This is a genomic window from Sorangium sp. So ce362 (assembly GCF_051519845.1).
In the GTDB taxonomy this organism is placed as follows: Bacteria; Myxococcota_A; Polyangia; order Polyangiales; family Polyangiaceae; genus Sorangium.
Genome location: NZ_CP150332.1, coordinates 9,567,007 through 9,592,877 on the forward strand (window position 1 = coordinate 9,567,007; position 25,871 = coordinate 9,592,877).

Here is a 25,871-nt window from a genome sequence, read left to right on the forward strand (position 1 = left end):
GCACGAGCGGGATCAGGCGGCTCGATCAGCACGGCCGCGCAGCGTTGCGCTGCGCGGCCGCATCATCGTACCCGCTCGGCGCTCGTCGCTCAGTAGTCGCGCATCTGCTTGCGGATCTTGCCGAGCGCCTGCTCCTGGAGCTGACGGATGCGCTCGCGCGACAGGTTGTACTTGTCGCCGATCTCCTTGAGCGTGAGCTCATCCTCATCGTCGAGGCCGAAGCGCCAGCGGATGATCCGCGACTCGATCGGCGTGAGCGTCGTCAGAAGCCGCCGGACCTCGTCGCTCCACTTCCTGTTCGCCAGGTGGTCGAACGGCGACAGCGCGTTCTCCTCCTGGAGGAAGTCGATGAACTTCCGCCCGTCCTCGTCACCGACTGGGCGGTCGAGAGAGAACGGCGTCTCCGCGTAGAAGTCCTTCACCTTGTCGAGCTTCTCGCGCGGGACCCCCGTCTCCTTCTCGAGCTCCTCGATCGTCGGCTCGTGCCCGGTGCGCGCGATGATCGCCTGCGTCGCCCGCGCTACGCGGTTGTACGTGTCGAGCATGTGGACCGGGATGCGGACAGCGCGGCCCTTGTCGGCCAGAGCTCGGCTGATCGCATGCCTGATCCACCAGGACGCATAGGTCGAGAAGCGGTAGCCGCGGCTGTGATCGAAGCGCTCGACCGCCTTCATCAGCCCGATGTTGCCCTCCTGGATCAGGTCGATGAGCGGCAAACGCCCGCGGTTGTACCGGCGTGCGATCGACACGACGAGCCGCAGGTTGGCCTTCACGAAGCGGTTCTTCGCGTCGTGCTGCGCCTGGAAGGATCGCTCGACCCGATCGAGATACCGGCGGTACGAGCTGGACAACGGGAGCCTCGGCCGCGTGGGACGCGTCTCCTCGGGATCGCTCACGTCGTCCTCGAAATCGGGCTCGCGCACGAGATCGCGCGCGATGGTGAAGGCACGCGCCATCCAGAGGCGATCCGAGTCGGGCAGCCGGACGGCGGCAGCGAGCTCCTCGGAGAGCTGGGTCCACGGCTTCTCCTGCTCGGGCAGGAGCTTCCCCTTCTGCTTCTTGGCGAGGCGAACGAGCTTCTGCAGCTCCGCGATCTGCGGGGCCTTCACCTCATCCTCGCCGGCCTTCACGACATCCTCCTCGAGCGCGGTGAGGATGTATTCGGCCGCAGGCAGGTACGAGAGGAGAGCCACCCAGTGGTCCACCTCCGTGCGCTCGACCGCGCGTGCGGTGTCGAGCTCCTCGTCCGGCCCCATGACGGGATGCAGCGCCATGTCGCGGAAGTAGCGGGCGAGCATCGAGTCGCCGCCGCCGTCCTCGACATCCTTCAGCTCCCGATCCTGGCTCTTCGTCCGCTCGGGCTGGGGCAGCCGCTCGATCGGCCCGATGTCCAGGTCGATGAAGTCGGCCGCCCGATCCTCATCCAGGATCTCCGCCGGGCGGGGTCGGACGGCGGTCTCCTCCGCCTGGTCGTCTTCCAGAAGGTTGAGGGCTGCGATTTCTGGCGTGGCTGTCCCACCCTGAGCGAGCGGGTCGCCCTTCACTACAGTGGCGTTGCTCTTGGTCGACCTCATGGCGGCTCCCTCCACGGTGGTAGCTCCTTGAAAGTGCGAGCGCGGCGACTGGCTGTCCCCGAATCCTTCGACCTCGGAGACCCCCGGATCGGTGGTCTGCGATGCCGCCCGCCGGGGAGCCGATGCGGTCTCGGCTCCCTGCAAGCTCTTGGATGCCGCGAGCCGCGCAGAGGTACCTACAGCAGAGGACTTGGCGTTTCTCCGCGCAGTTTCTGGACGGCGGGCGGTCGACGTGCTCATCTTGGTCTTTGTGTCGGCGTTCACTTCTAAACGGCTGACCTTGCGAGATTGAAATGCCTCGTCACCTTTCAACGGCGGGCGAGACGATTTCGTGCCAAACAGGGAGCAGGAGCTGACCGAAGGAGCCCCTGTTGAAACTGGCAACCGCTGGTGCTTTCTTTTGATTCCGGTCGAACTCTTCGCGCCTGAGGCAGGCCTGCTCTTGCAGAGTGATGCCCTTGAGCTAGCTCCCGATGGCAGCCTAACTCCAGAAGCAAGAACAGTGCCTTTATTGGCGTGCGTTCCGTGTTCTCCCGTTTGAGAGCTTGACCTGGGTGCGGTATGTAGAGTGGAAGGTGCCGTCCGTGTCGTGTCGAGCGAAACATTTCGCTGCGACCGAGCCGAACTGCATGGCTGGGTACGCTTGTGGGGACGCAACAACATCGGCGACCTGTCTCCTTGGGGGGCACATCGAGCTCGCTGGCCTCCCACGGTTTGGTAGGGCCGCCCTCGCAGCACAGGCAAGGGAATGCGCTGTCCTTTCCAGGGTCTAGGATGGGCCGAAGCCGATCGCTGAGGCCGTTCTCTCAGTGAGCTTCGATGTTTCCTGAACCTGGGCCTCCCGATGGCAATGTCGAGCCCTCACCCGACGGCTGAAGGCGGAGAAGGTTATTTTTCACGACAGATCGCCTGGAAAGTTAGTATTTCCAGGCATCGGGCCAGGCTCAGCGGCGTCGCAGCGAAGTACGCCCCCAGACCCGGGATGACGGACGGGAATGGCCTGAGGGACGTCAGGTCCCGAACGTGCGAGGCCCACGTCGAGCGGCGGTGGCTACCCGGTGGAGCGCTCAGAGATCCTGAAGGTGGGTCCGAGCTTACCCTGGCAGCAGGGTCATAGGGTGCCATCAAAGATGCGTAACCGGCGTGCAGGATGTGCACACTGTGCATTTGTTCGGCACCCATTCGCCTCACCGTGGGGAAGGGCGACGCTTCTTACGCCAAGGGCATAACGGCCTGCCCCCTCACAACGATGACGCTCGGACCTCTACGCCACGGCGCATGGCCCGAGCGGCCTGCTGAATGAAGCAGGATCGGCGTAAGAAATGCTACAAATTGTCGTATTGGCGTCCAGACGGGGCGGTCTAGCAGGCTCGACCGGCTGACGGAAGCTCAGCGGAACGAGCAGGCAGACCGCCCGGTGCCGTCACTTCGCGGCGGCAGGCGCGGCAAGCTTTGCCACGGCACCGAACGACGCCGGATCGTGGATCGCGATCTCCGAAAGGATCTTCCGGTCGAGCGCGATGCCTGCCTTCTTGAGCCCGTTCACGAGGCGAGAGTAGGTCGTGCCATTCAGGCGCGCGGCAGCGTTGATCCGGGTGATCCAGAGACGACGGAAATCACGCTTCTTGAGCTTACGGCTGATGTAGCCGTACTCCCAGGCATGACGCAGGACCTCGACCGCCTGGCGGAAGCGATTCTTCCGGCCGAGGAAGTAGCCCTCGGTTTGATTGAGGACGCGGTTGCGACGACGACGGGCCTTGAACCCTCTTTTTACGCGCGGCATCGGAGTTTTACCTCACTGATCCAGGGTCAGCCGTAAGGAAGAAGCAGCTTGACGCGCTTCTCCATCGCCGAATCGACCATGTCGTTCTTGCGGAGACGACGCAGGCGCTTCTTGCTTTTTTCCTGCATGCAGTGGTTGAGCCCGCACTTGCTGCGGCGAATCCGGCCGGAGCCGGTCACCTTGAACCGCTTGGCCGCGGCCCGGTTCGTCTTCATCTTCGGCATGACGCCCTCGATCCGAGTGCCTACCGCTCCCAGCGGCCACCCTCCGAACCACCGGAGAGGCTGTTCCTTGCCGCAGAGATGCGTAGAGGGGGCGCTTTATGGCGACCCGCCGCGAGGTTGTCAAGGCCCAGGCAGGGGGCAGGCGCCGGTCGACGAGCTCCCAGGGCCGCAGGCTCAGGCAGGGCCGCAGGCTCAGGCAGGGCCGCAGGCTCAGGCCGTCGCTCACTTGCCGAGCACGGCCCGCTGGCCGAACGCCCGGTCCGCCGTCTCGCAGAACCTCCTGAAGGCCATGTACTCGGACGGCTTGATCCGGGACTTCGTCAGGGAGATCTGGCTGCGGACGACGATCTTCCCTGCGGACTGCTCGACCGAGATGGAGAACTTACCGAACGGGGTGTCCACCTCCTGGGGCAGCGGCGCCCTGGTGACGCGCCACCCTGCCGGGAGGCGGATCGACCATTCATCCCGGCGCGTGGTGAGCGCAGGGATGATCACGTCGCGGGTGCGCACCGAGAGGGAAGCAAACTCGGTGGCGAGGCGCTGGGCGGGGACAGCTGGGACCGACAGGGTGTCGCCCTCCGCGCGAGCGAGCGCGACAGCTTTTCCTCTCGCCCGCAGCCTCACCGGCAGCTCGATGTCCTCGAGGTCGTTCACCTCGACGCCGGCCTTGCCGGGAGCCAGCTCGACCGTCCCGAAATCCGCGGCGAGGTCCCGACCTGCCCGATCGCGGCGCGTCCCCTCCGCCATGTAGCGGGTCCGCCAATCCGGCGCGAACGCGCCGGCCACCTGGATGTCGACCCCGAGCTGAGCTGACCCGTCGGCGCCGAGCGCGATGTCGACGGTCCGGTGCACGACGGAAGCCTCCGGCGCGGGCTCCGGGAGGCGGACGAGCTTCGGCTTGCCCTCGTTGATCTGAAGCGCCACCGCTCCGCGATCCATGATCGGCAGCTCGGTCGTGCCGGAGTGCTCTGCCGTTCCGTCGAGGTAGAGGTCGAGCGAAGGCACATACGCGATCGCGTGGTCGAACGGAGCGAGGCTCGCGGGCTCCGGCTCGATGCCGCCTCGCATGCGGGTGCGCACGAGGACGATCGTCGCCGGGATGCCGATCTCGCGGAGCATCGTGACGATCAGCGTCGCCTTGTCCTTGCAGTCACCCCAGCCGCGAGCGAGCGTCTGGGCACACCTCCTCGGGCGGATGCCGTCGATGCCGAACTCGAGCGCCACGTAGCGGGTCTCGGTCGCGTACTTGTAGATCGCGCGGACCTTGCTCAGGTCGTCGTTGAGGTTCTTCGTGATCTCGCGCACCCGCTTGCGCACCTCATCGTCCACATCGAACTGCTCCCGCGCGAGGCCCCAGTACCAGGAGCCGACCTCGTCCCAGCTCTTGAACGTCGAGACGTGAACGTGCGCGAGGATCTCGGACCACGCGGGCATCGCCGGCTCGGGGGCGACCGCCGGGACGGAGGCGGCAGAGAAGCGGAAGATGCGTCGGTCGGCGTCTTCCTTGGTCTCGCGCACGAGGCCAGGCAGGGGGGACGCGAAGATGTGGAACGGCTTCGCCTTCGGCGTGATCAGCACGTACTCGCTGCTGGCGATCGGCTCGTCTCCCTGGAGGTACTCGATCTCGCCGAAGTGATCGGCGATCTCGTTGCGAGGGCTGACGTCGTCGATGCGGTACCGCAGCTCGACGACGTCGCCTGCGTTGAGCCGCGGGAAGCTGACGTAGAACGTGCGCGCCGAGGTGTACATCGCGAGCGCCGGGTTGTTCGCGCCCGCCTCCCCGCTCTCGATCGCCCCGTCGACCTTGCCGTCGGCCCGGTAGACCTTCGCGGCCCGGAGGCTCACGGTCTGGCGATCGGCCTGGTACTCGAAGGCGTACTGCCGGGCGCTCGCCGCAGCCTCGTCCGTGAGCGGCTGGAAGACGACCTGCCGGAAGCGGCTGGCGAGGCCGTTCGGGAAGACGGTGGTGACCGTCAGGCTGCGGAGCGTGCGCTTGGGATACTGCCGGTCAGCGCTGCGCCGCATCGGCAGGAAGCGGTCGGGCGCCCAGGCGTAGGCCTCGTCAGCGCGCGGCTTCGGCGGTTCGATGTGCTCGATGTACTCGCGCACGTCCTTCGCCTGAGGGCTGATCGCCAGGATCTGCTGCAGCATCTCCAGCTGCGCCTCCCGGTTGCCCTCCTCGCCGTAGAGATCCGAGAGCGCCCGCAGCGTACCGATGTCCTCCGGCGCCATGGCGAGCGCGCGCTGGTGAGCAGCGAGGGCGCGATCGCCCTGGCCGAGCGCCCGGTACGTGCGCGCCGCGACCGAGCGGGCCCAGACGGAGTCAGGCTCGCTGCGGAGGAAGCGCTCGAGCCAGCGCTCCGCGCCGGCAGGATCGCGGCGCGCCACCGCGAGGTCGACCTGCTGGTGCAGGAAGCTCGAGTCGTCGAAGCGCAGCGCCGCGTACCGCGCCTCCATCTCGACGGCCTCCGTGTCGCGGCCGAGCGCGCGGAGCTGCGCCGCCGATGCGCGGAGCAACGAGACGCTGCTCGGCTGGCGCGACAGCGCGCGCTCCAGCGTGGCGAGGGCGGTGCGCTTCAGCCCCGCCTCCACGTAGAGGTCGACGAGCCCGAGGGTGGCGGTCACGTGATCGGGATCGGCGGCCAGGATGCGCTCGTAGATCGGGGCCGCCTCCCGCCAGTTCGGGCTCGTCTGCGCGAGCCGCGCCTGGGAGAGCAGGACATCGACGTCCTCGCGGCCACGACCCGCGAGCGCAGCGGCGCGCTCGATCCACGCGCGCTGCTGGTTCCTGTCCTCCGAGAGCTGGCCCGCGAGCAGGTAGCGGCGCACGCTCGGCTCGGCCTCGGCGGAGCGGCGCGCCAGATCGCGCGCTCTGTGCTCGCCCTCGGCATCGCCGCCGGTGAGCATGAGGTAGCGCGCAAACGCCTCGAGCAGGGCAGGCGAAGGCCGGGCGGCGCCCGCGGCGCGCTCGAACGCCTGCATGGGCCCCTCGACGGCAGGCGCACGCGCGGCGAGCTTCACGCCCGAGGTCGCTCCTTCGGCCTGCGCCCGCGCGTCGCCCGGGCGCCTGGCGCCGCCCGCTCGCCCCTGCGCCGCCGTCAACTGCGTCCCGATGTCGGAGGTCACCTCCAGATCGAGATCCGGAGCTCCCTTCTCGTTACCGATGCGCAGGGCGAACTTGGGCGCCGACGCGCCCCCGCAGACCTTGATCGTCAGGCGGTTGTAGCCAGGCTTGAGCGACACCAGCGCGGCGAACCGATCGATGTCGAGCTCGCGATACCCCGGATCGGCAAGGACCTTCTCGCCGTTCCAGAACAGCTTGAACGCGCCATCCGAGCCGACCCAGACCGAGATCGGCCGAGGCGCGCGCGTCCCCGCCTTCGCGCGGACGGACGTCGTCGCGTAGCCGCAGACGCCCTCGACCGGGCGGATGAAGTCGCCGAAATCGAACCATCCGTATTGCGGCGCCTCGGGCGGCACGCGCCAGCGGACCGCCCGCGCCTTGCCGTCGTACGTCCTGCCCGCCGCGAGCGGCTGATCGAGCTCTTCCTCGGGCCCGAATGCGCGATCGAAGCCCGCCTTGTTCTCGTTGTCGAACGGGCCGATCGTCGCCCAGCGACCGATGAACCCGAGCTTCTGGATCTTCGCGACCGCGCCGTCGAGATCGCCCCGCCGCCTGCGCGCGTATGCCGAGAGGAGCTCCGCGTAGACGCGGGCAGGCGCGCTGGTCGCGCCGCTCTCCGCGATCGATGCGATCGCCTCCTCGACCTGCGTGGGATCTGCGCGGTCCCACGTGCGCCAGAGCTCGCGCAGCGCGCCGTAGACCTCCGGCGCCCTCGCCGCGCGGACAGCCGCGTGCGCGGCCAGCACCTCGGGGTGAACCGCGCCGAGCTCCGCGCGCGCCTCGGAGCCGATCGACGTGGCGCACACCAGGGCCGCCACCCCCGTGGCGAGCGCGCCGGAGCGGCGCCTCCTCGTCGTCCCCAGGTTGAGCTCGTTCTCGCGGGGCTCGGTCCGGCTGAGCGCGTCACGCATCCACGGCGCTATCCCGTGGCCGAAGCCATCGGTCAAGCGCAAGCCTCGCCCGCGTGAGCGCCGCAGCGGCCCACGTCAAGGGCTGACGCGCTCGGCCCAGCGAAGCGCCCGGCAGGGCGATCCCGGGATCTCGCACGTCGAGGAGCTCGTTCATGCGCCCGCCGCGCCGCCCGCGCTGATCCCAGGAATTTTTCGAACCTTCTGCCCGATACACAGGGGCGATGCGCGGCGCGCCCACGAGCAGCGCGCCCGGACGAGGCCGAAGCGGCGGCCCGAACGCCGACCGCGAACGCGGCCGGCCAGAATAATATAATAAAATCGACCACTTACAGATCGGCTCCCCCGAACGGCGGCCGCGGAAGGGCGCCAGGAGAGCACCGGAACCGAGGCGGATGGAGTCGGGGGTGGGAGCGAGCTCCGTCAGGCTCGAGCACCGCTCGGAGGGGCTCCGCCGCGGGATCCTCCAACTTCCAGAAAGGGCCGCCTTGCTCCGCCGCACCTGCTTCGGATAGAAACGTCCCAAGATGTACGGGCGCACGGTCGAGGAGCAGCCGCATTGCGCGCAGCGAGCCGGCCATGCAAGCGCCAGGCAGCGAGCCTGGCGCCGCGAACGTGGTACCGGTGGTAAGGCAGGCCCGCACAGCGGGAAGCCAGTTCGATGACGATGGTCGGGGACCGCTCGTGCGGCGCCCGGTGATGACAAGGGCTACAGAGCCCGCAATGCCCAGGGCCCCATCGCGAGAGCGCTGGCGGAGGAACGATGGTCAACCCTCAGATGGTGATGTACGAGGAGGAATTCAATCAGATCCAGAGCGTGGTGGATCGCCTCGTCAAGGACGCCAATGCGAAGGTCGTCTTCATCGTTGACAAGAACGGGCAACTGATCGCCGCGAGCGGAGACGTGGACAATCTCGACACCACGTCGCTCGCCTCGCTGACGGCGGGCAACATCGCCGCAACGGGCGGGATGGCGAAGCTCCTCAAGGAGAACGAGTTCGCCACGCAGTTCCACGAGGGTGAGAAGGCGAACATCCACATCCAGCTGGTCGGGAACCGCGTCATCCTCGTGGTGATCTTCGACTCAAAGTCGAGCCTCGGGTTGGTGAGGCTCCGGGTGCGAAAGGCGAGCGAGGAGCTCAACCACATCTTCGAGGCGCTGCTCAAGAAGGTGCAGGAGCCAGGCGCCGACTCGCCGTTCGCCGAGATCACCGACGAGGACATCGACAACCTCTTCAACGACTAGGAGCGCGGTCGATGAGCTTCATCAATTACATGGCGCGCGAGATCAACTGCAAGATCGTCTATTACGGGCCGGGTCTCTGCGGCAAGACGACGAACCTGCAGTACATCTATGAGCGCACCAACCCGGACGCGAAGGGGAAGATGATCTCCCTCGCCACGGAAACCGACCGGACACTCTTCTTCGACTTCCTCCCGCTCGCGCTGGGCGAGATCCGCGGCTTCAAGACGCGGTTCCACCTGTACACGGTGCCGGGGCAGGTCTTCTACGACGCGAGCCGCAAGCTCATCCTGAAGGGCGTCGACGGCGTGGTCTTCGTGGCGGACTCACAGCTCGGCCGCATCGAGGCGAACCAGGAGTCGGTGGAGAATCTCCGCACGAACCTGGGCGAGCAGGGCTACTCGCTCGACAAGATCCCGTACGTCATCCAGTACAACAAGCGGGATCTACCGGAGATCGGCACGGTCGAAGAGCTCCGGTCGCTGCTCAACCCGACCAACGTCCCCGACTTCGAGGGGGTTGCGCGGACCGGCGTCGGCGTGTTCGACACGCTCAAGGCGGTCGCAAAGCTGGTGCTGACCGAGCTGAAAAAGGGCGGCCCCTAGTCCAAGGGGCAGCCCCGAGATCGAAGCACAGCGCGGCGAGCGAGGCAGAAGGCCCGCTCGCGCGCGCTGCTGCCATCAGGCGCGCTGGTAGATGCGGTTCCGCCGGTTGCGGTTCTTCGCCTTCAGCTTGGACCGATGGCGCTTCGACTTGGAGCGCGTGGTCTTCCGAGGACCTTTCGACAGCATGAGGAACATGGACAGGCTCCGTTGAGGCGCCCGGCGCGGAGGCGTTGTGCCGCCGCCGCCGGTGCGAAGGGGCGGCAACGTACGGCATCGCAGGGCAAAGTTCAACCGGAGAGCACCTCGACCAGGCGGCCCGCCTGGTCCACCCGAGGGCAGGCCAGGTGTGACACCGGGGCGGAGCTTTTCTGCTATCGGTGTTCGTACCCCGTGCGGTTCAGGATCCTCCTTTGCCTAGCCGCCTCGGTGACCGCATGCGGCGCGAGCATCAACGCGGTCTACGAGGGGGACGTGCGCTTCGAGCACTGCATGGCGCTCGACTCGCTGGCCGACGTCAAGCCGACGCTGCGGCGCGCGTGCTGGGACGAGTGGCTCCAGTTCTATACGTTCGGTCAGACGCGCGATCGCGTCGAGTACGCCACGCTCCGGGCGAGGCAGCTGAGCCACGCCAGCGACTTCGACGAAGGCGAGTGGAGCCCGCCCAGCGGCCGGGCTCCCGCCGTGCCGGAGCCGACGAGCGCGCTCGCCCCGCCGCCCAGGCTCCTGACCGCCGACGTGGTCGCGCCCGCGGACGAGGCGGACGCTGGCGCCGCCGAGACCGCGCCGAGCGCCGCCGAGGACGCCGCGCCGCCGGGGGCGGCGTGCAGCGCGGCATGCGAGGCGAGCTGGAAGGAGTGCCAGCGGGACTGCAAGTCCGCCGGCTGCGAGAAGGGATGCTCCGGCAAGTACACACGGTGCATGCGCGGCTGCTTCTGACCGACCGCGCAGCGCTCGGCGAACCATGCCTCACCTTGTCGCACCAAGATGGCCTGGAATCTTGACCCGCGATCGAGCGTAGGTCTATCCGCGTACACGATGTCCGCTTCGCACGCGCCCACAGAGCTCAGCAGCACGCCTCCTGATCGCAACGGCACGGCGTCGCCCCTCGAAGCGCTCGGCTCGGGCGCTGGCCCCGTGCGGGTGCTGCGGCCGCGGCGGGCGGCGCCGGCGGACGCAGTGCGGCCGACCCGCGCGGAGGTGAACCTCGCGCACCTGCGGCACAACCTCCGGGTCCTCGAGCGAGCGCTGAACGGCGCGAAGCGGCCGCAGATCTGGGGCGTGCTCAAGGCCGATGCCTATGGACACGGCGCGCCGGCAGTCGCGCGGACGCTCGAGCGCGCCGGCATCCCCGGCTTGGGCGTCGCACTTCTGGAGGAGGCCATCGAGCTGCGAGACGCCGGCATCCGGCTGCCCATCCTCGTCATGGGCGGCTACTACGGCCCGCGCCGCGAGGGGTTCGAGGAAATCATCGCGCGCGATCTCGTGCCCGTCGTCTACGACGCCGGCCAGATCGAGCGCCTCGCGAACGTGGTGCGGCTCGAGCAGCGCGATCGCGTCGGCGTCCATCTCAAGGTCGACACCGGCATGGGACGGCTCGGCGCCACGAGCTCGGAGCTCGAGGCGGTGTTCGCGATGCTCGCCAAGCACCCGGAGGTGAGGCTCGACGGGCTCATGACCCACCTCGCCTGCGCGGACGCCGACGATCTCGGCGTGACGATCGAGCAGATGAGGCGCTTCGAGGAAATCGAGCAGCGGGCGAAGAGCTTCGGGCTCACGCCGCGGGTTCGACACGCCTCGAACAGCGCGGCCATGCTGCGCCTCCCCGCAGCGTGGCTCGACATCGTTCGACCCGGGGTCGCGCTGTTCGGCATCTCGCCGCGCGCAGGGCTCGCGCCAGACCTCAAGCCGGTCATCCGGGTGCGCAGCGAGGTCGTCGCGCTCCGCACGATCGCGAAGGGCGACAGCATCGGCTACGGCCACACCTGGCAGGCTTCGCGGGAGAGCGTCGTGGCCACCGTGCCGATGGGGTACGCCGACGGCCTGAGCCGCCAGCTGTCGAACCGCGGGGCCGCCCTCGTGCGCGGTCAGCGCGCGCCGATCGCGGGCGCCGTGTCGATGGACCTCACGATGCTCGACGTGACGGACGTGCCGGGAGCGCGCGTGGGCGACGAGGTCGTGTTCCTCGGGACACAGGACGGCCCGCTCGGGCGCGCGACGATCAGCGTTGAGGAGATCGCCGCGCTGACGGGGACGATCGCCTGGGAGGTGCTGACGAGCATCTCGCGTCGCGTGCCCAGGTTTTACCGAGAGCCCTGAGCTCGCGCGCGTCGACGCTCGCCGCCGGCGCTGGCGGTGCGAACGGGCGTGATACGCTGCTCTCCATGAAGACGGCCGTGAAGCAGCGGGCCGGCGTCCGCGGCATGCTATGCCGCCTCGGAGCCGCGCTTGCGCTCGGCGGCGCGGCGATGTCCGCTTGCGAGGACGACGGCCCGAAGCAGCCTCCACGCAGCGGCGGCGGCCAGGGAGCACAGGAGCCGGAGGACGGGTTCGACCCGGGGCCCAGAGGATCGAGCGGACCACCCCCCGTGGACGCGGGTGGGCTCTGCGGCAATCAGATCCACCAGGTGGAGATCTCCGAAGCGCCGAACCTCTACTTCGTCCTCGATGCGTCGGGCAGCATGCTCAGCCCCGCCTCATCGCGCGCGACCCGCTACGACCGGGTTCGCGAGGCCGCGGTCGACCTCGTACGCAACCTGGGTCCACTGATCAACGTCGGCGCCGCCGTGTTCCCGCTGAACGCGACCGCCGAGGCGCCGTGCAGGCCGGGCGGTGAAGTTTTCCCCGTCACCCCGGGAGCTCCCTTCGCGGCCTCGCAGGAAGGCGCCTCGACCTCCTCGAGGTTCCGCTCGGCGACGCGCATCGAGCCTCTCGGCGGGACGCCGACCGCGGCAACGCTCGCGGCGCTCGCGCCGAAGCTCGTGGAGCTCCCGGGCAAGACCATCGTCGTGCTCGCGACGGACGGCGGCCCGAACTGCAACAGCTCCGCGACGTGCAGCGCCGAGGACTGCATCGCCAACATCGAGCAGCAATGCCCCGAGGAGAACTGCTGCACGCCCTCGGGCCTCTCGGGACCAGGAGGGTGCCTCGATCGCGACGATACGGTCGCCGCGATCGCGCGGCTCGCGACGAGCGGGATCGAGGTCTATGTGGTCGGCATCCCGGGGAGCGAGTTCTACGGCGATGTCCTCGACCAGATGGCGCTCGCCGGCGGCGCGGCGCAGTTCGTGAGCCCCTTCTACTTCAAGGTGGAAGACCTCGACACGCTGGGCAACGTCCTCTCGAGGATCGCCAGCATCGTCGTCTCCTGCGAGTTCGACCTCATCGATCCGCCGCCCGAGGACGGGCAGACCAACGTCTACCTGGATGAGGAGGTGGTCCCGTACGACCTGGAGAACGGCTGGCGCTGGAGGTCCCCCGCTGTCGTCGAGCTCCTCGGGGATGCGTGCCAGAAGCTCAAGAGCGGGCGGGTGGGGCAGGTCCAGATCGTCTCCGGCTGTCCCACGGAGGTGGCGAGGTGAAGCGCGACGCGACGAAGGGCTCGGTCACGCTGATCCAGCTGACGGCCGAGTCCGCGGACGACGCTGCGCTCGACGAGATCGACGCGGTCGCGGCCGCGGCCTTCGACGTGCCGCAGTTCTCGGCGCGAGAAGAGCTGCGCCGCCCATGGACGCGCTGCTGGGTCGCGCGCGAGGAGCGACGCGCGCTCGCCTTCCTCATCGCGTGGCACGTGGTCGACGAGCTGCACGTGCTCAACGTCGCCACGTTCCCGAGCGCGCGGCGACGCGGGCTCGCCACGGCGCTGATGAGCCGCTCGCTCGAGTACGCGCAGCAGCAGCAAGTGCGGCTGGTCCTGCTCGAGGTGCGCCGCTCGAACCGGGCGGCGATCCGGCTCTACCGGAAGCTCGGCTTCACGGCGATGGGCGTGCGTCCGCGGTACTACAGTGACAACGACGAGGACGCGGTCGAGATGGTGCTCTCGCTCGATCCGGCGACCGGCGCGGTGCAGCCAGGCCGCGACGAGATCCGCATCGAGGTCTGACCGGCGCCGCGCCGCTCAGCGCGGGACAGCTGCGGGGAAGCGGGAGGCCGCCGCGAGCGGCGGCAGCCGCGCGGCCACCACCTGAAGCGGGGTCAGCAAGAGCGGCCGGAGCAGCGTCTTGGCCCGCTCATCGAAGGGCTGGAGGAGCGCGTCCGCCTGCCGTATCGCCTCGATCAGCCGGTCGGCCATGAGGCGCGCGTCGACGTTGGGGTTCACGTCCTCGAGCCGCTGGATCTCGTCGCGGAGGGAGCTGAGAAGCGAGATGTACCTCGCCAGGGGCGTGTCCGTAATCGGCGCCGAGCCGCTCGGCGCGGTGGGAACGCCGAACTCGACGGTCCGCTTGAACTCGTCCGGGACCGAGCTCGTACGGTTTCGTATGAGCTTCACGTCGAGGGGGACCTTGAACCTCGTCTTCTGCTCGATCTTCTTCTCGACGTGCTCCTTCCCGCGCTTGAACAAGCCCGTGTCCTCGATCGCGCTGCGATCCCGCTTCCATTGCGTGTTGTCCTCGAGCGCGCGGATGATGCGGAGGTACGGGTAGTCCGGCTTGGCGAGCTCCATGTAGAGCTCCTTCGCCTCCTTCAGGTTGGCCGGCGTCCGCACGGTGAGGTCCGTCATCCAGTCGGTCCACTGCGCGGAGTACCGGGCGTCGTAGTCAGCAGCGAGGCCGTCCAGGTCCTTGTCGATCGCGGCGTTCTCTCCGGGCGCGAGCGGAACGACCCACTCTTCTTCCCTCAAGAGCTCGGCGCCTTGGCGGACCTTCTCGAGCACCTCGAAGTGTCCCTTCTCGGTGTACGGACCGTCGACCTCTTTCCAGCGCTTCTCCTTGGCGTACTGCTTGCTGCCGATGACCTTCAGCACGTCGGGGCGGTCGGCGAACATGTCGCCCAGCGTGAGCGGGGGGTACTTGCGGTTCGCGCGGCTGTTGTCGCCCGTCTCGTCGTACTTCTCCTCGATGATCGAGTTGACGAAGAAGTCGTAGTAGCGCTTCCGCACCGGCACGGCCTGGAGCATCGCGCGCACGCTCGCGACCAGCTCCGCCTTGTGCGCGATGGGCGTGACCCTCTTCTGCTTGATCAGCGACAGGTAGTACGTGACGTGCCGCTCGAGCTGCTTCTTCAGCTCGGTCTCGTTGAGGTTCGACGTCGGCCGGAGCACCTCGGCCCAGAGCGAGGTGAACCTGTCCTTGGCCCAGTCGACGTCGAGGTGCTCGACGTCGCTCAGCATCAAGTACAGCTTGAGGTTGTTCCGCTCGCGCAGGTAGTGATCTCCCTTCGCGAGCTTGAGGCGGTCCTCGAGCCGCTGCTTGCACGGGATCACGAAGCCGTTCTGGAGGCTCGCGATGTAGACGTGCAACAGCGGGGGGTAGACCGTCTCGCCCTGGAACATCGTCCAGCCCATCCCGTCCGGCGGTCCCTCCTCGCGCGCCCTGTCGATCTGTTGTAGCCGATCCAGCGCGGGCCGCAGCGCGGCGAGCTTGTCCGAGAGCGGTCGCGTGTCCTCCCACCGGAGCGCGCTGACGGCGCGCCCGTCTGCCTCGACCTCGCGCAGGAACTCGCGGTTGTTGGCGAACGACACCAGGCTCGGGATCGCCAGGATGATCCCGAGGGTCGCCGCCGCCGCGCTGATCGCGCCGCGCACGATGCGCTGGCGCCGGATCTCGCTCGCGCTCCTCGCGGCGATGTCCCCGTCCGGGAAGACGACGTTCATGAACACGTCGTGGAGGAAGTAGCTCTTCGACTCCACGTTCTGCTGAGCCACGGCCTCGTGCGTGCGGATCCCCATCGCCTGCCCCATGCGCTGGAGCACCCGATCGAGCGGCCTGCCCTCCTGCGTGCCGCTCGTGAAGTAGAAGCCGCGGAAGATGGGCGTGCCCTGGAACGCGTTGACCATGAAGACGGTCGAGACCAGATCGGAGAGGTTCCGGCGGATGCCCGAGAACTCGAGCGGGAACTGGTAGACGCGCTCGCGCCCCTCCCGGCTGCGCTCCATGACGAGCCGCTTCAGCGAGCGACCGTGGACCTGCTTCGCCATGGCGTCGAACTCAGCGTCGAAGAGCCTTCCCGGGTCGGCCTTGTCCGCGCTCAGCTTGAGCGTCGCCCCCCACGCCTGGGCGCGGTCGCTCTTGCGCATGTCGCCGAAGAACTCCGAGAAGCCCGCGATGAGATCGCACTTCGTGAACAGGAGGTAGACGGGCAGCACCATGTGGAGCTGCGTCATGACCTCGTCGATGCGCGCCCGGAGCTTCTTCCCCATCTGCTCGATGTGCTGCTCGTTCGCGTCGATGAGATCCGCCACGCTCACCGCGACGAGGATGCCGTTGAGCGGGCGGCGGGCGCGGTGCCTGAGGAGCATCTGCAGGAACGCGATCCACTCCTCGTGGTCGTCCTGCTCGGTCGTGTAGCGCCCCGCGGTGTCGAGGAGGATCGCCTCGTTGGTGAACCACCAGTCGCAGTTCCGCGTCCCGCCGACGCCGCGCACGCCGCCACCGTTGCTCGGGTGCGCGTAGGGGAAGACCAGGCCGGAGTGCTTGAGCGCCGTCGTCTTCCCCGCCCCGGGCGGACCGATGATGACGTACCAGGGCAGCGAGTAGAGCGCGCCGCTGCCGTGCTTCTTGCCCTTGCCGAGCTTCGAGGTCTTCAGCGCGCTGATGCCGCCCTGGACCTGCCGCTGGAGCTCCTGGATCTCGGCGCGCCGCTCGGGCCGCGCGTTGAGCGCCTGCTGCGCCCCCTGCTGGACGATCGCGCGCTCCAGGGCAGACGCGGCGCGCCCCGCCTTGACGCGGCGATACACGAAGAGCGCGAGCGCTGCGAGCGCGATGACGACGCTCGCCGCGATCGGGATCGCCGTGGACAGGCCGAACGTGAAGTACGCCGCCCACGAGATGAGGAGCAACAGCCCGAAGAGGACCCACAACACGCCAGCGACGATACCACCGGTCGCCGCGTCCGCAGCACGTCCCACGCGGCGCGCAGCGATCGGCGGCGCGCCGCGTGGTGCCGCCGCGCCAGCGCGAGCAGCCCGAGCGCGGCGACCCCTGGATCAGTCGTCGCCGCGCTCGTAGTCGCCCGGTTCGAGCGCGGCGTCGGTCTCCTCGCCGGCAGCGAGCCGGCGCGAGCGGACCGCGTCCAGGGCGATGTCGATCACCTCGAGCCGCGTCGACGGGGCGTAGTACTCGTTCTCCGAGACCTGCGGCAGCTCTGCGAGCCTGGCCGCGACCACCTCGCGGTCGTCCTCGTCCAGATCGAGCGCCGCCGGATCGCCGCTCAGCGAATCCTCGGCCAGGTCCCGCCCGACCTCCGCACCAGGACCCCGCGAGAGCGCCTCGCGGACGAAGATCACCGGGCTGAACGCGAGGTGAACCGACTCGAACTCCAGCTGCCAGTAGGTCGGATCCTCTCCGTCCATGCGCCACCACGACGCGTGCCGGCGCCGGATGACCTCGCCGAAGTAGACGCCCGCCATGTGCGCAACCACCGGCAACGCCTCGACCCTCTCCGACGTCGCCCCACGGGCCTGCTCGAGGTAGTGGTCGAGCACGGGCAAGGTCTCCGGCCGGTAGTCAAGCCGTACACCGAGGGCGCGCTCCACAAACCGCACGCACCCCTCGGCGAGGTCCTCCACAGCGGACGGCGGTGGCGACGCGGGCGGCGCGACAACAGTTGCAGCGGACAGACCAGACTCGGCTGACCGCTCCGCAGAAATCGGAGAGGCACCTGCACCGTTCTGTTTGGTATTCATGGGCTCCACGCTATCCTTCTCCGGTGCGGGTGGCCGCTAGTCAACGTGGTCGTGCTGGGAGCGCCTCCGCAGGCTCGGTGGTCGCAGCAGTCCGGGCGATTTCGGAAGTTTCGGGATCTTCGGGATGGAACGCGGCCGGTCCTCCAGCCTCCGTCAGGAGGTTCCGGGCGCAGCGGAAGCATGGGTCGCCGGAACTGCTCCGAGAAGCCGGCACCCCTCAACCCCGGCCCGACCAGTCCGGCCGCGGATTCGGGTTTGAATTCCTAACGGAAGTCGAGGCCTTCGTGCTAAGCTCCGCCCTCGCGTCGAAATGAGACTCGGGATTTTCAGCGATACGCACGCCAACTACGAGGCGCTCAGCGCTGTGCTCGAGTCCTATCGCCACGAACGCATCGACGTCTATTACTGCCTCGGGGATACGGTCGGCTACGGCGGCTCGCCGAACGAGTGTGCCGACCTCGTCCGGAAGGTGGCCAAGAAGACGATCCTCGGCAACCACGATGCGGCCGTCGCAGGTCGGATGGACTACTCGTACTACTACGAGGCTGCCCGGCAGGCGCTCGACACGCACGCGGCGATGCTCTCCTCCGAGAACGCAGCCTGGCTGCGGAGCCTGACGTATCAGGAAAAGTTGACGGACATCAACGTCGACCTCTGCCACGGCTCGCCCGTCCGGCTCGAGGAGTTCGAGTACATCTTCGCCCCTGAGCAGGCGCGCGAATGCCTGCCGATGTGGAACGAGCTCGGTCACATCACGCTGATCGGCCATTCACACCTCTGCAAGGTGTTCGCGCTCACGCCGAACACCGTCGAGGAGCTCCCGGCGGTGGATTTTCAGCTCGAGCAGGGGCGCAAATACATCGTGAGCGTCGGGTCGGTGGGACAGCCGCGGGACTACGACAACCGCGCGAGCTACACGATCTACGACAGCGACACGAAGCGCTTCGAGTTCAAGCGCGTCGAGTACGACATCGAGACGGCGGCGGAGAAGGTGCTGCGCGCCAAGCTCGAGCGCAACTTCGCCCACCGGCTCTACATCGGCGTCTGAGGCGACCGGCGCACGGCGCTCGATACGGCAGGCGCGCGCGCGTTCAGTCGCCCGGCGCGTGATGATGCACCGGGCGACCTGGTGCCGCCGCGGGGCGGCACCGCGCGGGGCGGCCCTGCTGTCACGGGTCTTCCTCTGGCGACGCACGCATTTCGCGGCCGCGCCCGGCGTTCAGGAGCGGCCGGCTCGAACGGAGCGACGAGGCCGGCAGTGATAGAGCAGCATGCTCGTCTGGTTGTCAGGCGGCGCTGCGGAAAAATCGCTGCGGAGCTCCGTGAGCTCGAAGCCGTTGTAGTGGAGCAAGGCCTCGAGCTCCTGCGGATAGAACTGACGATGGGCGAGCGGCGTCATCCATCGCTCGCCGCCGTTCACGGCCGTGAACTCCATCGAAACGAACAGGATCTGCCGGACCTTGTCGTAGTCGAACCGTTCGGTGTACCGGACGACCTCGCCTGGACCGTCCTTTGCGGGATACCGGAAGCGCGGCGTGGCATAGGCGCGATCCGGATCGCGCGCGAGCTCGGCCGGCTCGGGCATGGACACGTCGAAGACGAGCTCGCCCTTGGGCGTCAGATGTTCGCGCGCTCGCGCAAGGAAACGCTCCACGTCGGCTCGCGTATACAGATGCAAGAACGCGTTGAAGGGGCAGAGCACGAGCGGAAAGCGGCGCCCTAACCGCAACGCCCGCATGTCGCCCCGCCGCAGACTCACGCGGGAGGAGACGCCGCGCGGCTCCCGCCCGAGCTGCGCGCGCAGATCGCCGAGCATCGGCGCCGACAGATCCACACCCGTGATCCGGACCCCCGCCCTCGCGACAGGCAGCGCGATCCGCCCGTTGCCGCAGCCGTACTCGAGCACCGGCCCGCCGGACGCCACGGCGAGATCGACGTAGTAGCGGACGTCGTCCTGTCGGCGAGCGTACGTCTTCGAGTAATACGCCGGATCCTCGTAGTGGGCCGACGTCCCCGCCTCGAGCTCCGGATCGCGACGCTGGCCGGAGCTCGAAGACCGCCTCGCGCGCGTCGTGGTCTCAGCTTTCATGCGAAGCAACAGATCAAGCGCAGCGCTGGCACAACGACGGGAGCGCGCTGGAGGAACAGGGCCCCGACGGAAGCGTGCATCACCAGAGCACGCTCGCCCGGTGCGCCATCAGCGCTGGCCCTCAGCGTTGCTGACCGTTGGCGTTCATCTGCTGGAGCCACTCGGACACGACCTCGTGGGAGCTCCGGTGGAAGTGCACCTTGCCCGCCGCGATCTCTCGAAGGCTGGTCACGGCAGGCTTGTTCTTCGTCTTCACGAGGGCGTCCGAGCCCTTCATGATCTGCCGCGTCCGGTTGGCCGCAAGCACGACGAGGGCGAAACGGTTTTCCTCGCGTTCGAGGCAATCTTCCACAGTTACACGCGCCATAGGGGGGCCGAGAGTAGCGCCCTGCCCGGTCAAGCGCAAGGTACATGCCGCTCGGTGGCTCTATCCCGCGGCGCGCTGCCACGTCGCCGATCGATGGTGCACGTTGCTCGTTGCCCTCGACGCAGGTCCCGACTACGAGGTGCGACCGTGGCCGCTGAGCAGGATTCTCTCCTTCCCCCTCCCCCTCGCCCGGCCCCCGGGCTGAAATACCGCCGCATCGTGCTCAAGCTGAGCGGTGAGGCGCTCTGCGGCGAAGAAGGCGGATTCGGCATACGCCCCGAGACGCTCCATCACGTGGCCAGCGAGATCGCCGAGCTCCAGCGGATGGGGGTGCAGATCGGGGTCGTCGTGGGCGGCGGCAACATCTTCCGCGGGCTGAAGGGCGCGAGCGCGGGCATGGACCGCTCCCAGAGCGACTACATGGGCATGCTCGCCACCGTCATCAACGCGCTCGCCCTGCAGGACGCGCTCGAGAAGACGGGCGTGCCGACGCGCGTGATGACCGCGATCGAGATCCGGCAGGTCGCCGAGCCGTACATCCGCCGCAGGGCGATGCGTCACCTGGAGAAGGGCAGCATCGTCATCTTCGCCGCGGGCACGGGCAACCCGTTCTTCTCAACCGACACTGCGGCAGCGCTGCGGGCCATGGAGATCCAGGCGCAGGCGCTGTTCAAGGCGACCAAGGTCGAGGGCATCTACGACCGCGATCCCGTGCGCCACGAAGGCGCGCAGATGTTCGCGCACCTGAGCTACGACCGCTTCCTCGCGGACAGGATCGGGGTCATGGACTCGACGGCGGTCACGCTCTGCCGCGAGAACAAGATGCCCATCCGGGTGTTCAAGCTCATGACCCGCGGCAACATCCTCCGGGTGTGCAGGGGCGAGGAGATCGGCACGGTCGTCGACTGAGCGCGCGCGCCCGAGCGCCCCGCACCGCCCCGCGCGGGCGACGAGCCGAGGCACCCGCCAGCGCGCCGACGTGAACCCGGCCGGCGCCCCCGCGAGCCACGAGGAAACCGTGCTAGACCCCGAGCCAGCAATGATCCGAGCTCCGGTGCGCCGATCCCTGCTCGCTATCTCGCTCGCCGCGCTCGTCGCGAGCTGCGATGAGCCCGCTCTCCAGGCCCCGTCGGACGCGGGGGAGCCGGTCCTCGGGCTCACCGCGGAGCAGTCGACGCGCGTGCTCGCGAAGGTCGGCGAGCGGGTGATCACCCTGGGCGACTTCGGCAGGACGCTGGAGCGGATGGATCAGTTCGATCGGCTCCGCTACCAGACGAAGGAGCGACGCCGCGAGCTGCTCAGCGAGCTCATCGACGCGGAGCTGCTCGCGCTGGAAGCCAGGCGCCGCGGCCTCGAGAAGGACGCCGCGGTCGAGGACGCGATCCGGCAGATCCTCCGCGAGGCGATGATCGCCCAGGCGAGGAAGGGCCTGCCGGCGCCGGCCGACATCCCGGCCTCCGAGGTGCGCGCGTACTACGAAGCGAACGCCGACAAGTTCAGCGAGCCCGAGCGAAGGCGCGCCGCCGCCATCGTGGTCGGCGACAAGGCGCTCGGGGAGAAGGTCCTCAAGGAGGCGCAGAAGGCCGGGAGCGGCAGCGCATGGGGGGAGCTCGTGCTCAAGCACTCGCTCACCGCGCCGAAGGACAGGAGCGCGGCGCCGCCGCTTGACCTCGCGGGCGAGCTTGGCATCGTCAGCCCACCCGGCGATCCGCGCGGCGCCCACCCGCAGGTCCCGGAGCCGGTCCGCGCGGCCGTCTTCCGGATCGGCAGCGTGGGGGCGGTGAGCGACGAGCTCGTCGAGGCCGACGGCCGGTTCTACATCGTCCGCCTGAGCGGGCTCACGGGCGGGCACCGGCGCGAGCTCGCGGCGGCCGAACGCTCGATCCGCGTCGCGCTCCTTCAGCAGAAGATGCAGGAGCAGGAGCGCGCCATCGAGGACGAGCTGCGGAAGAAGTTCCCCGTCGAGATCAACGACGCGGCGCTCTCCTCGGTGAAGCTGCCACAGCAGCTCACGCTGCCCGGGAGCACGCCGCAGCCCGATCCCGCGAAGCCCAGCGCGCCGCAGCCGGCCGGCGGTGCCGCGCCCCCATCGAGCGATGCCGGCAGGTAGCGCGCTCGTCGCCGCCACGCAGCTCGCCCGGCGACCCAGCGAGGACGGCGCGAACGCCCGCGCTGTGGTGCTGCCGGAGCCCCCCGTGGCGCCCGCCGCGGGCGACCAGCAGGGAGCGCGTCCGGCCCGCGCGAAGGCGCGGACGAGCGACTGGACATGGCAGCTGCGCCATGCGCTCTCGAGCGCCGACGATCTCCACCGGACGCTGTCGCTCACGCCGGAGGAGCTCGCGGGCGCGAGGCGCGCCGAGAAGGCCGGGCTGCCCATCCGCGTCACCCCGTACTACCTGAGCCTCTGCGACAAGAGCGATCCGGCGTGCCCGATCCGCCGGCAGTGCGTGCCGCTCGCCGACGAGGCCGCCGAGGTGCCCGGCGACCTGGTCGACCCCCTCGGCGAGGTCGCGCACGAGGTCGCGCCCCACCTCGTGCAACGGTACCCGGATCGCGCGCTGCTCCTCGCGACCGATCGCTGCGCCGTGTACTGCCGCTTCTGCACCCGCTCGCGCATGGTCGGTGACGGCGGCGGCGCCGTCGCGCTCGAGCGCCTCGCGCCGGCCATGGCCTACCTCGAGGCGCACCCGGAGGTGCGCGACGTGATCGTGAGCGGCGGCGATCCCCTGGCCGTCTCGACGGACCGCGTCGTGCGGCTGCTCGCCCGGCTGCGACAGATCCCGAGCGTCGAGACGATCCGCATCGCCACGCGCGTGCCGGTCACGCTCCCGCAGCGTGTCACCGCAGAGCTCGTGCGCGCGCTCAGGCCGCACCATCCGCTCTGGGTGATGACGCACTTCAACCACCCGAAGGAGCTCACGCCCGCCGCCGAGCGCGCCTGCAAACGGCTCGTCGACAACGGCTTCCCCGTCATGAACCAGACCGTGCTGCTGCGCGGCATCAACGACGACGCGACGACGCTGGCCGCGCTCTTCCGGGGTCTCGTGCGCTGGCGCGTGCGCCCCTATTACCTGCTCCAGATGGACCCCGTGCGCGGCACCGCGCACCTGCGCACGCCGCTCGCCACCGGCATCTCCCTCATGGAGCAGCTCCAGGGTCGGCTCACCGGCATCGCGCTGCCGAAGTTGATCGTCGATACGCCCGGAGGGATGGGCAAGGTGCCCGTCGGCCCGGACTACGTCGTCGACCGCCGGCCCGGGCGCACCGTGCTCCGCACGCACCGCGGCGTCGAGGTCGAGTACGTCGACCCCCCGCTGCAGCCCGGCGGCTGAGCCGCCCGCTCAGCGGCCCGGGCCGCGCGAGAGCGGCTTCGCGATCCGGAACGACAGGTTCAGGGCCCGCGTGATCCCGAAGAAGCGGGTGCGCGACGCGCTCCTGCACTGCTGCGAGTCCGTGGCCCAGCTCCCGGAGCGGGCGATGCGCCACGGCGGCGCGTCCCCGCCGGCGTCGGCGGCCGACTCGATCTCGCGCGACGTCTCCGCCCAGGACCTCTCGCCGTTCACGTCGGCGACCCACTCGCGCACGCCGCCCGCCATGTCGCGCACGCCGCAGGGCGACGTGTCGATGGGGAAGGTCCCGACCGGCTCCAGCTGCGACAAGAAAGGTCGCGACGAGCGCATCAAACAGAACGTCGGATCGAAATGGTCCCCCCACGGGTAGAACCGGCCGTCGGTCCCGCGCGCCGCCTTCTCCCACTCCAGCTCGGTCGGGAGCCGGACCTCGATCCCGTCGCGCTCGCTCCGGAAACGGCAGTAGGCCACGGCGTCGAACCAGTCGATGAGGATGACGGGCAGGTTCCAGAGGTGCCCCTCCTCCGCCGGGAACCGCTTCTGCGCGTCGCCCTCGACCACGGTGGGCAACGGCTCCCAGCCGCCGCCGCTGGCCGGCCGCGCCACGTAGCCCTCGGAGCCGCGCGTCCCGTGCGGCGCGCGCTTGAGCGCGAGGTCGAGATCGCGCGTCTCGAGCTCGTTCAAGAACTCGCAGTACTCGCGGAAGGTCACGGGAAACTTCGCGATCGCGACGTCGGGTACGTGGAGCTCGGCGCGACGGAGCGGATCGTAGGCCTGCGCGTCGCCGCCGGCGATGAAGGTCCCCCCGGGGATGTAGACGAAGCCCTCGCCGATCTCGGCGTCGGTGTAGAGGTTCACCTCGACGCGGTGGTGGGTGCCCCGCTTGAGCAGCAGCGGGTAACGCACGTCGCGATGACCGGCGCGCTTCAGGATGAAGAGGTAGCTGCCCGGCTTGAGGTGCACCTCGCGGAGCGGCGTGCGGCCGAGGGTGCGCTCGTCTCCCGCCATCAGGATGCGATCCTTCTCGACGTAACGGTACGCCACGACGCTGGCGCCAGGCGGCGACGAGTCGACCGAGAGGACCGCGTCGGCGGTGAGCAGCGCGGTGTATCGCCCCACGTCGAACTCCGCCACGAGCGCCTCGTGGTAGATGCGCGCCGCGTGCTGGTGCTCCTGGTCCGCCCGCACCGCGCGCGACCAGTACAGGTCCGCGAGCCCGGCGCGCGCCTCGACCAGATCCGGATCGTACGCCAGCGCCTTCGTGTAGAGGTCGATCGCCTCCGCCGCCGCGCGCGCCTGCTCACGCTCGACCCCGGCCGCGCTGTCCTCGAGGTGCCAGCCGGCCCGCTTGCGCTCGATCGGCTCGTACTCCTTCACGTCCTTGAGCAGCCGCCGCGCCTCCTCGACGAGCCGCTCGCGCTCGCTGTAGAGCCGCCGGTCGCGCTCGAGCGGGGCCTTGGCGAGCTCGCAGAGCTTGATCGCCTCCTCGCGGCGGCGCATCCGCTCCTTGGCGCCCTCGAGGAACGCCTCGGCCTCCGCCGCGACGCGGTCGGCGGTCGGCGGTCGCTGATCGGGATCCTTCGCGAGCATCGCCAGGCAGAGGTCCTCGAGCAGCAGCGGGCAGCTCGGCGAGATCGAGCGCGGCGGTCTGGGGTCGCGCGTCTGCGTCGCGAGGATCACGGCGAGCACGGTCTGCGCGTCGAACGGGTGCTCGCCGGTCAGGATCTCGTAGAGCACCACGCCGAGCGCGAAGATGTCCGCGCGGTGATCGATCCGCTTGTGGTCCCCCCGGATCTGCTCCGGCGCGATGTACCCGGGCGTGCCCGAGAGCGCGCTCGCGACCGCCTCGTGCCGCTTCCGGCCGAAGTCCTGCCCGCCCGGGTCGATGGCGATCGGCTCGCTCACCTCCGTCCTCGAGAGCAGCTTCGCGTTGCCCCAGTCGCCCAGGTACACCTCGCCGTAGTCGCCGAGCAGCACGTTCTCCGGCTTGATGTCGCGGTGGGCGACGCCTCGCCGGTGCGCGTAGGCCAGCGCCCGCGAGATCTGCACGAACGCGCCGATGAGCCGGACGAGCGGCCACTGCCTGCGGAGCTCGGGGTTCGTCAGCACGTTCTGCAGGCTCTGCCGCTTGACGACCCGCATGGAGTAGTAGGGCTGGCCGTTCGGCAGCGTGCCCAGGTCGTAGACCGGGATGATGTTCGGGTGCTCGAGCTGGGCCGTGATGCGCGCCTCGGTCCGGAAGCGGTTGCCGACCGCGGAGTCCGCCTCGGCCCCGGGCTTCAGCGTCTTCAGCGCCACCACGCGCCCGATCTCCCGGTCGCGCGCCTTCACCACCTTCCCGGCGCCCCCCGCCCCGAGCGCCTCGCCGACCTCGTAGCGGCTGCCGCCGGTGTTCACGGCGCGCGTGGCGGAGGTCGCGAGCGTCGGGAAATCGGCCACGACCTCCTCTCCCGGCAGGTCGATCTCCCGCTGCGTGTCGAAGCGCAGCGCGTCCGGATCCTCGATCTGCGGCGCGAGGGCGCGCACGACGGGCGGGCTGCGCCCCTCCTGCGCGAGCAGCTCCGGCAGCGCCGCCAGCTGCTCCGGGGTGAGGATCCCCTCGAAGAGCTCCTGGGGCGTCGAGGCGCCGCCGAGGGTCCATCGGCAGGCCATGTCCCAAAGGGCGTTGGGCTCGATGAGCCCTCGCGCCACGGCGGCGACTGCCAGGGCACGAGCCTCGCGAGTCTGAGCGAGCTTCACTCGAGCGACCTCTCGTCCGAAACGA

Annotated in this window: 19 protein-coding genes; 10 read left to right on the forward strand and 9 right to left on the reverse strand. The window is 69.2% G+C overall.

The window, feature by feature from the left end; genetic code table 11:
* Positions 1-89: 89 nt before the first annotated feature.
* The 4 genes from WMF17_RS36790 to WMF17_RS36805 form a co-directional block, all read right to left on the reverse strand.
* Positions 90-1,886, reverse strand: coding sequence for a sigma-70 family RNA polymerase sigma factor (locus WMF17_RS36790; RefSeq protein WP_437598049.1), 1,797 nt, complete (start codon positions 1,884-1,886; stop codon positions 90-92).
* Between the two features lie 1,111 nt (positions 1,887-2,997).
* Complete coding sequence (rplT, locus tag WMF17_RS36795) at positions 2,998-3,357, reverse strand: 50S ribosomal protein L20 (RefSeq protein ID WP_437598050.1); 360 nt, start codon at positions 3,355-3,357, stop codon at positions 2,998-3,000.
* 26 nt (positions 3,358-3,383) lie between these two features.
* Positions 3,384-3,581, reverse strand: a complete 198-nt coding sequence (gene rpmI, locus WMF17_RS36800; RefSeq protein WP_437481252.1) for a 50S ribosomal protein L35 — start codon at positions 3,579-3,581, stop codon at positions 3,384-3,386.
* A gap of 222 nt (positions 3,582-3,803) precedes the next feature.
* Positions 3,804-7,652: a DUF3857 domain-containing protein gene (locus WMF17_RS36805; protein WP_437645703.1), complete on the reverse strand. Its 3,849-nt coding sequence runs from the start codon at positions 7,650-7,652 to the stop codon at positions 3,804-3,806.
* A gap of 724 nt (positions 7,653-8,376) precedes the next feature.
* Here WMF17_RS36805 and WMF17_RS36810 point away from each other — a divergent pair.
* The 6 genes from WMF17_RS36810 to rimI all read left to right on the forward strand — a co-directional run bounded on the left by WMF17_RS36810 (position 8,377) and on the right by rimI (position 13,560).
* Positions 8,377-8,859 carry a roadblock/LC7 domain-containing protein gene (locus WMF17_RS36810; protein WP_012239856.1) on the forward strand — a complete coding sequence of 161 codons (483 nt, stop codon included), beginning with the start codon at positions 8,377-8,379 and terminating at the stop codon, positions 8,857-8,859.
* Between the two features lie 11 nt (positions 8,860-8,870).
* Positions 8,871-9,461, forward strand: coding sequence for a GTP-binding protein (locus tag WMF17_RS36815; RefSeq protein ID WP_437481258.1), 591 nt, complete (start codon positions 8,871-8,873; stop codon positions 9,459-9,461).
* 426 nt (positions 9,462-9,887) lie between these two features.
* Positions 9,888-10,397: a hypothetical protein gene (locus WMF17_RS36820; protein WP_437645704.1), complete on the forward strand. Its 510-nt coding sequence runs from the start codon at positions 9,888-9,890 to the stop codon at positions 10,395-10,397.
* Between the two features lie 99 nt (positions 10,398-10,496).
* A complete protein-coding gene (gene alr, locus WMF17_RS36825) occupies positions 10,497-11,777 on the forward strand; it encodes an alanine racemase (RefSeq protein WP_437645706.1) in 1,281 nt (426 codons plus the stop codon).
* 65 nt (positions 11,778-11,842) lie between these two features.
* The gene (locus WMF17_RS36830; RefSeq protein WP_437645708.1) at positions 11,843-13,039 is read left to right on the forward strand and encodes a vWA domain-containing protein; all 1,197 of its coding nucleotides are present in this window, start codon (positions 11,843-11,845) and stop codon (positions 13,037-13,039) included.
* On the forward strand, positions 13,036-13,560 hold the full coding sequence (gene rimI, locus WMF17_RS36835; RefSeq protein ID WP_437645709.1) for a ribosomal protein S18-alanine N-acetyltransferase: 525 nt from the start codon (positions 13,036-13,038) through the stop codon (positions 13,558-13,560). Before WMF17_RS36830 ends, rimI begins: the two co-directional genes overlap by 4 nt.
* Positions 13,561-13,575: 15 nt before the next feature.
* Here rimI and tssM read toward each other — a convergent pair whose 3' ends face one another.
* Both tssM and WMF17_RS36845 read right to left on the reverse strand, forming a co-directional pair.
* On the reverse strand, positions 13,576-16,479 hold the full coding sequence (gene tssM / locus WMF17_RS36840; protein WP_437598056.1) for a type VI secretion system membrane subunit TssM: 2,904 nt from the start codon (positions 16,477-16,479) through the stop codon (positions 13,576-13,578).
* 123 nt (positions 16,480-16,602) lie between these two features.
* A complete protein-coding gene (locus WMF17_RS36845) occupies positions 16,603-17,160 on the reverse strand; it encodes a hypothetical protein (RefSeq protein ID WP_437645711.1) in 558 nt (185 codons plus the stop codon).
* Positions 17,161-17,611: 451 nt separating this feature from the next.
* On the opposite strand from WMF17_RS36845, the gene WMF17_RS36850 reads away from it, so the two are divergent.
* Positions 17,612-18,349, forward strand: a complete 738-nt coding sequence (locus WMF17_RS36850; protein WP_437598058.1) for a metallophosphoesterase family protein — start codon at positions 17,612-17,614, stop codon at positions 18,347-18,349.
* A gap of 171 nt (positions 18,350-18,520) precedes the next feature.
* Here WMF17_RS36850 and WMF17_RS36855 read toward each other — a convergent pair whose 3' ends face one another.
* Both WMF17_RS36855 and rpoZ read right to left on the reverse strand, forming a co-directional pair.
* Positions 18,521-19,390 carry a class I SAM-dependent methyltransferase gene (locus WMF17_RS36855; RefSeq protein WP_437598059.1) on the reverse strand — a complete coding sequence of 290 codons (870 nt, stop codon included), beginning with the start codon at positions 19,388-19,390 and terminating at the stop codon, positions 18,521-18,523.
* A 121-nt stretch (positions 19,391-19,511) separates the two neighbouring features.
* Positions 19,512-19,757, reverse strand: a complete 246-nt coding sequence (rpoZ, locus tag WMF17_RS36860) for a DNA-directed RNA polymerase subunit omega (RefSeq protein WP_437598060.1) — start codon at positions 19,755-19,757, stop codon at positions 19,512-19,514.
* 147 nt (positions 19,758-19,904) lie between these two features.
* Between rpoZ and pyrH the strand changes: the two genes are divergently transcribed.
* The 3 genes from pyrH to WMF17_RS36875 all read left to right on the forward strand — a co-directional run bounded on the left by pyrH (position 19,905) and on the right by WMF17_RS36875 (position 23,089).
* On the forward strand, positions 19,905-20,666 hold the full coding sequence (pyrH, locus tag WMF17_RS36865; RefSeq protein WP_437598061.1) for a UMP kinase: 762 nt from the start codon (positions 19,905-19,907) through the stop codon (positions 20,664-20,666).
* Between the two features lie 130 nt (positions 20,667-20,796).
* The gene (locus tag WMF17_RS36870) at positions 20,797-21,867 is read left to right on the forward strand and encodes a peptidylprolyl isomerase (protein ID WP_437645713.1); all 1,071 of its coding nucleotides are present in this window, start codon (positions 20,797-20,799) and stop codon (positions 21,865-21,867) included.
* Positions 21,854-23,089, forward strand: a complete 1,236-nt coding sequence (locus WMF17_RS36875; RefSeq protein ID WP_437598063.1) for a KamA family radical SAM protein — start codon at positions 21,854-21,856, stop codon at positions 23,087-23,089. Before WMF17_RS36870 ends, WMF17_RS36875 begins: the two co-directional genes overlap by 14 nt.
* Positions 23,090-23,098: 9 nt before the next feature.
* Here the strand turns inward: WMF17_RS36875 and WMF17_RS36880 are convergent, their stop codons facing one another.
* Complete coding sequence (locus tag WMF17_RS36880) at positions 23,099-25,759, reverse strand: protein kinase domain-containing protein (protein WP_437645715.1); 2,661 nt, start codon at positions 25,757-25,759, stop codon at positions 23,099-23,101.
* Positions 25,760-25,871 lie beyond the last annotated feature (112 nt).

What these genes read in the sequence shown, in the direction of transcription:
- rplT (WP_437598050.1), bottom strand. Translation starts at nt 3,357, where the DNA reads ATGCCGCGCGTAAAAAGAGGGTTCAAGGCCCGTCGTCGTCGCAACCGC.
- rpmI (WP_437481252.1), bottom strand. Translation starts at nt 3,581, where the DNA reads ATGCCGAAGATGAAGACGAACCGGGCCGCGGCCAAGCGGTTCAAGGTG.
- WMF17_RS36810 (WP_012239856.1), top strand. Translation starts at nt 8,377, where the DNA reads ATGGTCAACCCTCAGATGGTGATGTACGAGGAGGAATTCAATCAGATC.
- WMF17_RS36815 (WP_437481258.1), top strand. Translation starts at nt 8,871, where the DNA reads ATGAGCTTCATCAATTACATGGCGCGCGAGATCAACTGCAAGATCGTC.
- alr (WP_437645706.1), top strand. Translation starts at nt 10,497, where the DNA reads ATGTCCGCTTCGCACGCGCCCACAGAGCTCAGCAGCACGCCTCCTGAT.
- WMF17_RS36830 (WP_437645708.1), top strand. Translation starts at nt 11,843, where the DNA reads ATGAAGACGGCCGTGAAGCAGCGGGCCGGCGTCCGCGGCATGCTATGC.
- WMF17_RS36850 (WP_437598058.1), top strand. Translation starts at nt 17,612, where the DNA reads ATGAGACTCGGGATTTTCAGCGATACGCACGCCAACTACGAGGCGCTC.
- WMF17_RS36855 (WP_437598059.1), bottom strand. Translation starts at nt 19,390, where the DNA reads ATGAAAGCTGAGACCACGACGCGCGCGAGGCGGTCTTCGAGCTCCGGC.
- rpoZ (WP_437598060.1), bottom strand. Translation starts at nt 19,757, where the DNA reads ATGGCGCGTGTAACTGTGGAAGATTGCCTCGAACGCGAGGAAAACCGT.
- WMF17_RS36870 (WP_437645713.1), top strand. Translation starts at nt 20,797, where the DNA reads ATGATCCGAGCTCCGGTGCGCCGATCCCTGCTCGCTATCTCGCTCGCC.
- WMF17_RS36875 (WP_437598063.1), top strand. Translation starts at nt 21,854, where the DNA reads ATGCCGGCAGGTAGCGCGCTCGTCGCCGCCACGCAGCTCGCCCGGCGA.
- WMF17_RS36880 (WP_437645715.1), bottom strand. Translation starts at nt 25,759, where the DNA reads ATGGCCTGCCGATGGACCCTCGGCGGCGCCTCGACGCCCCAGGAGCTC.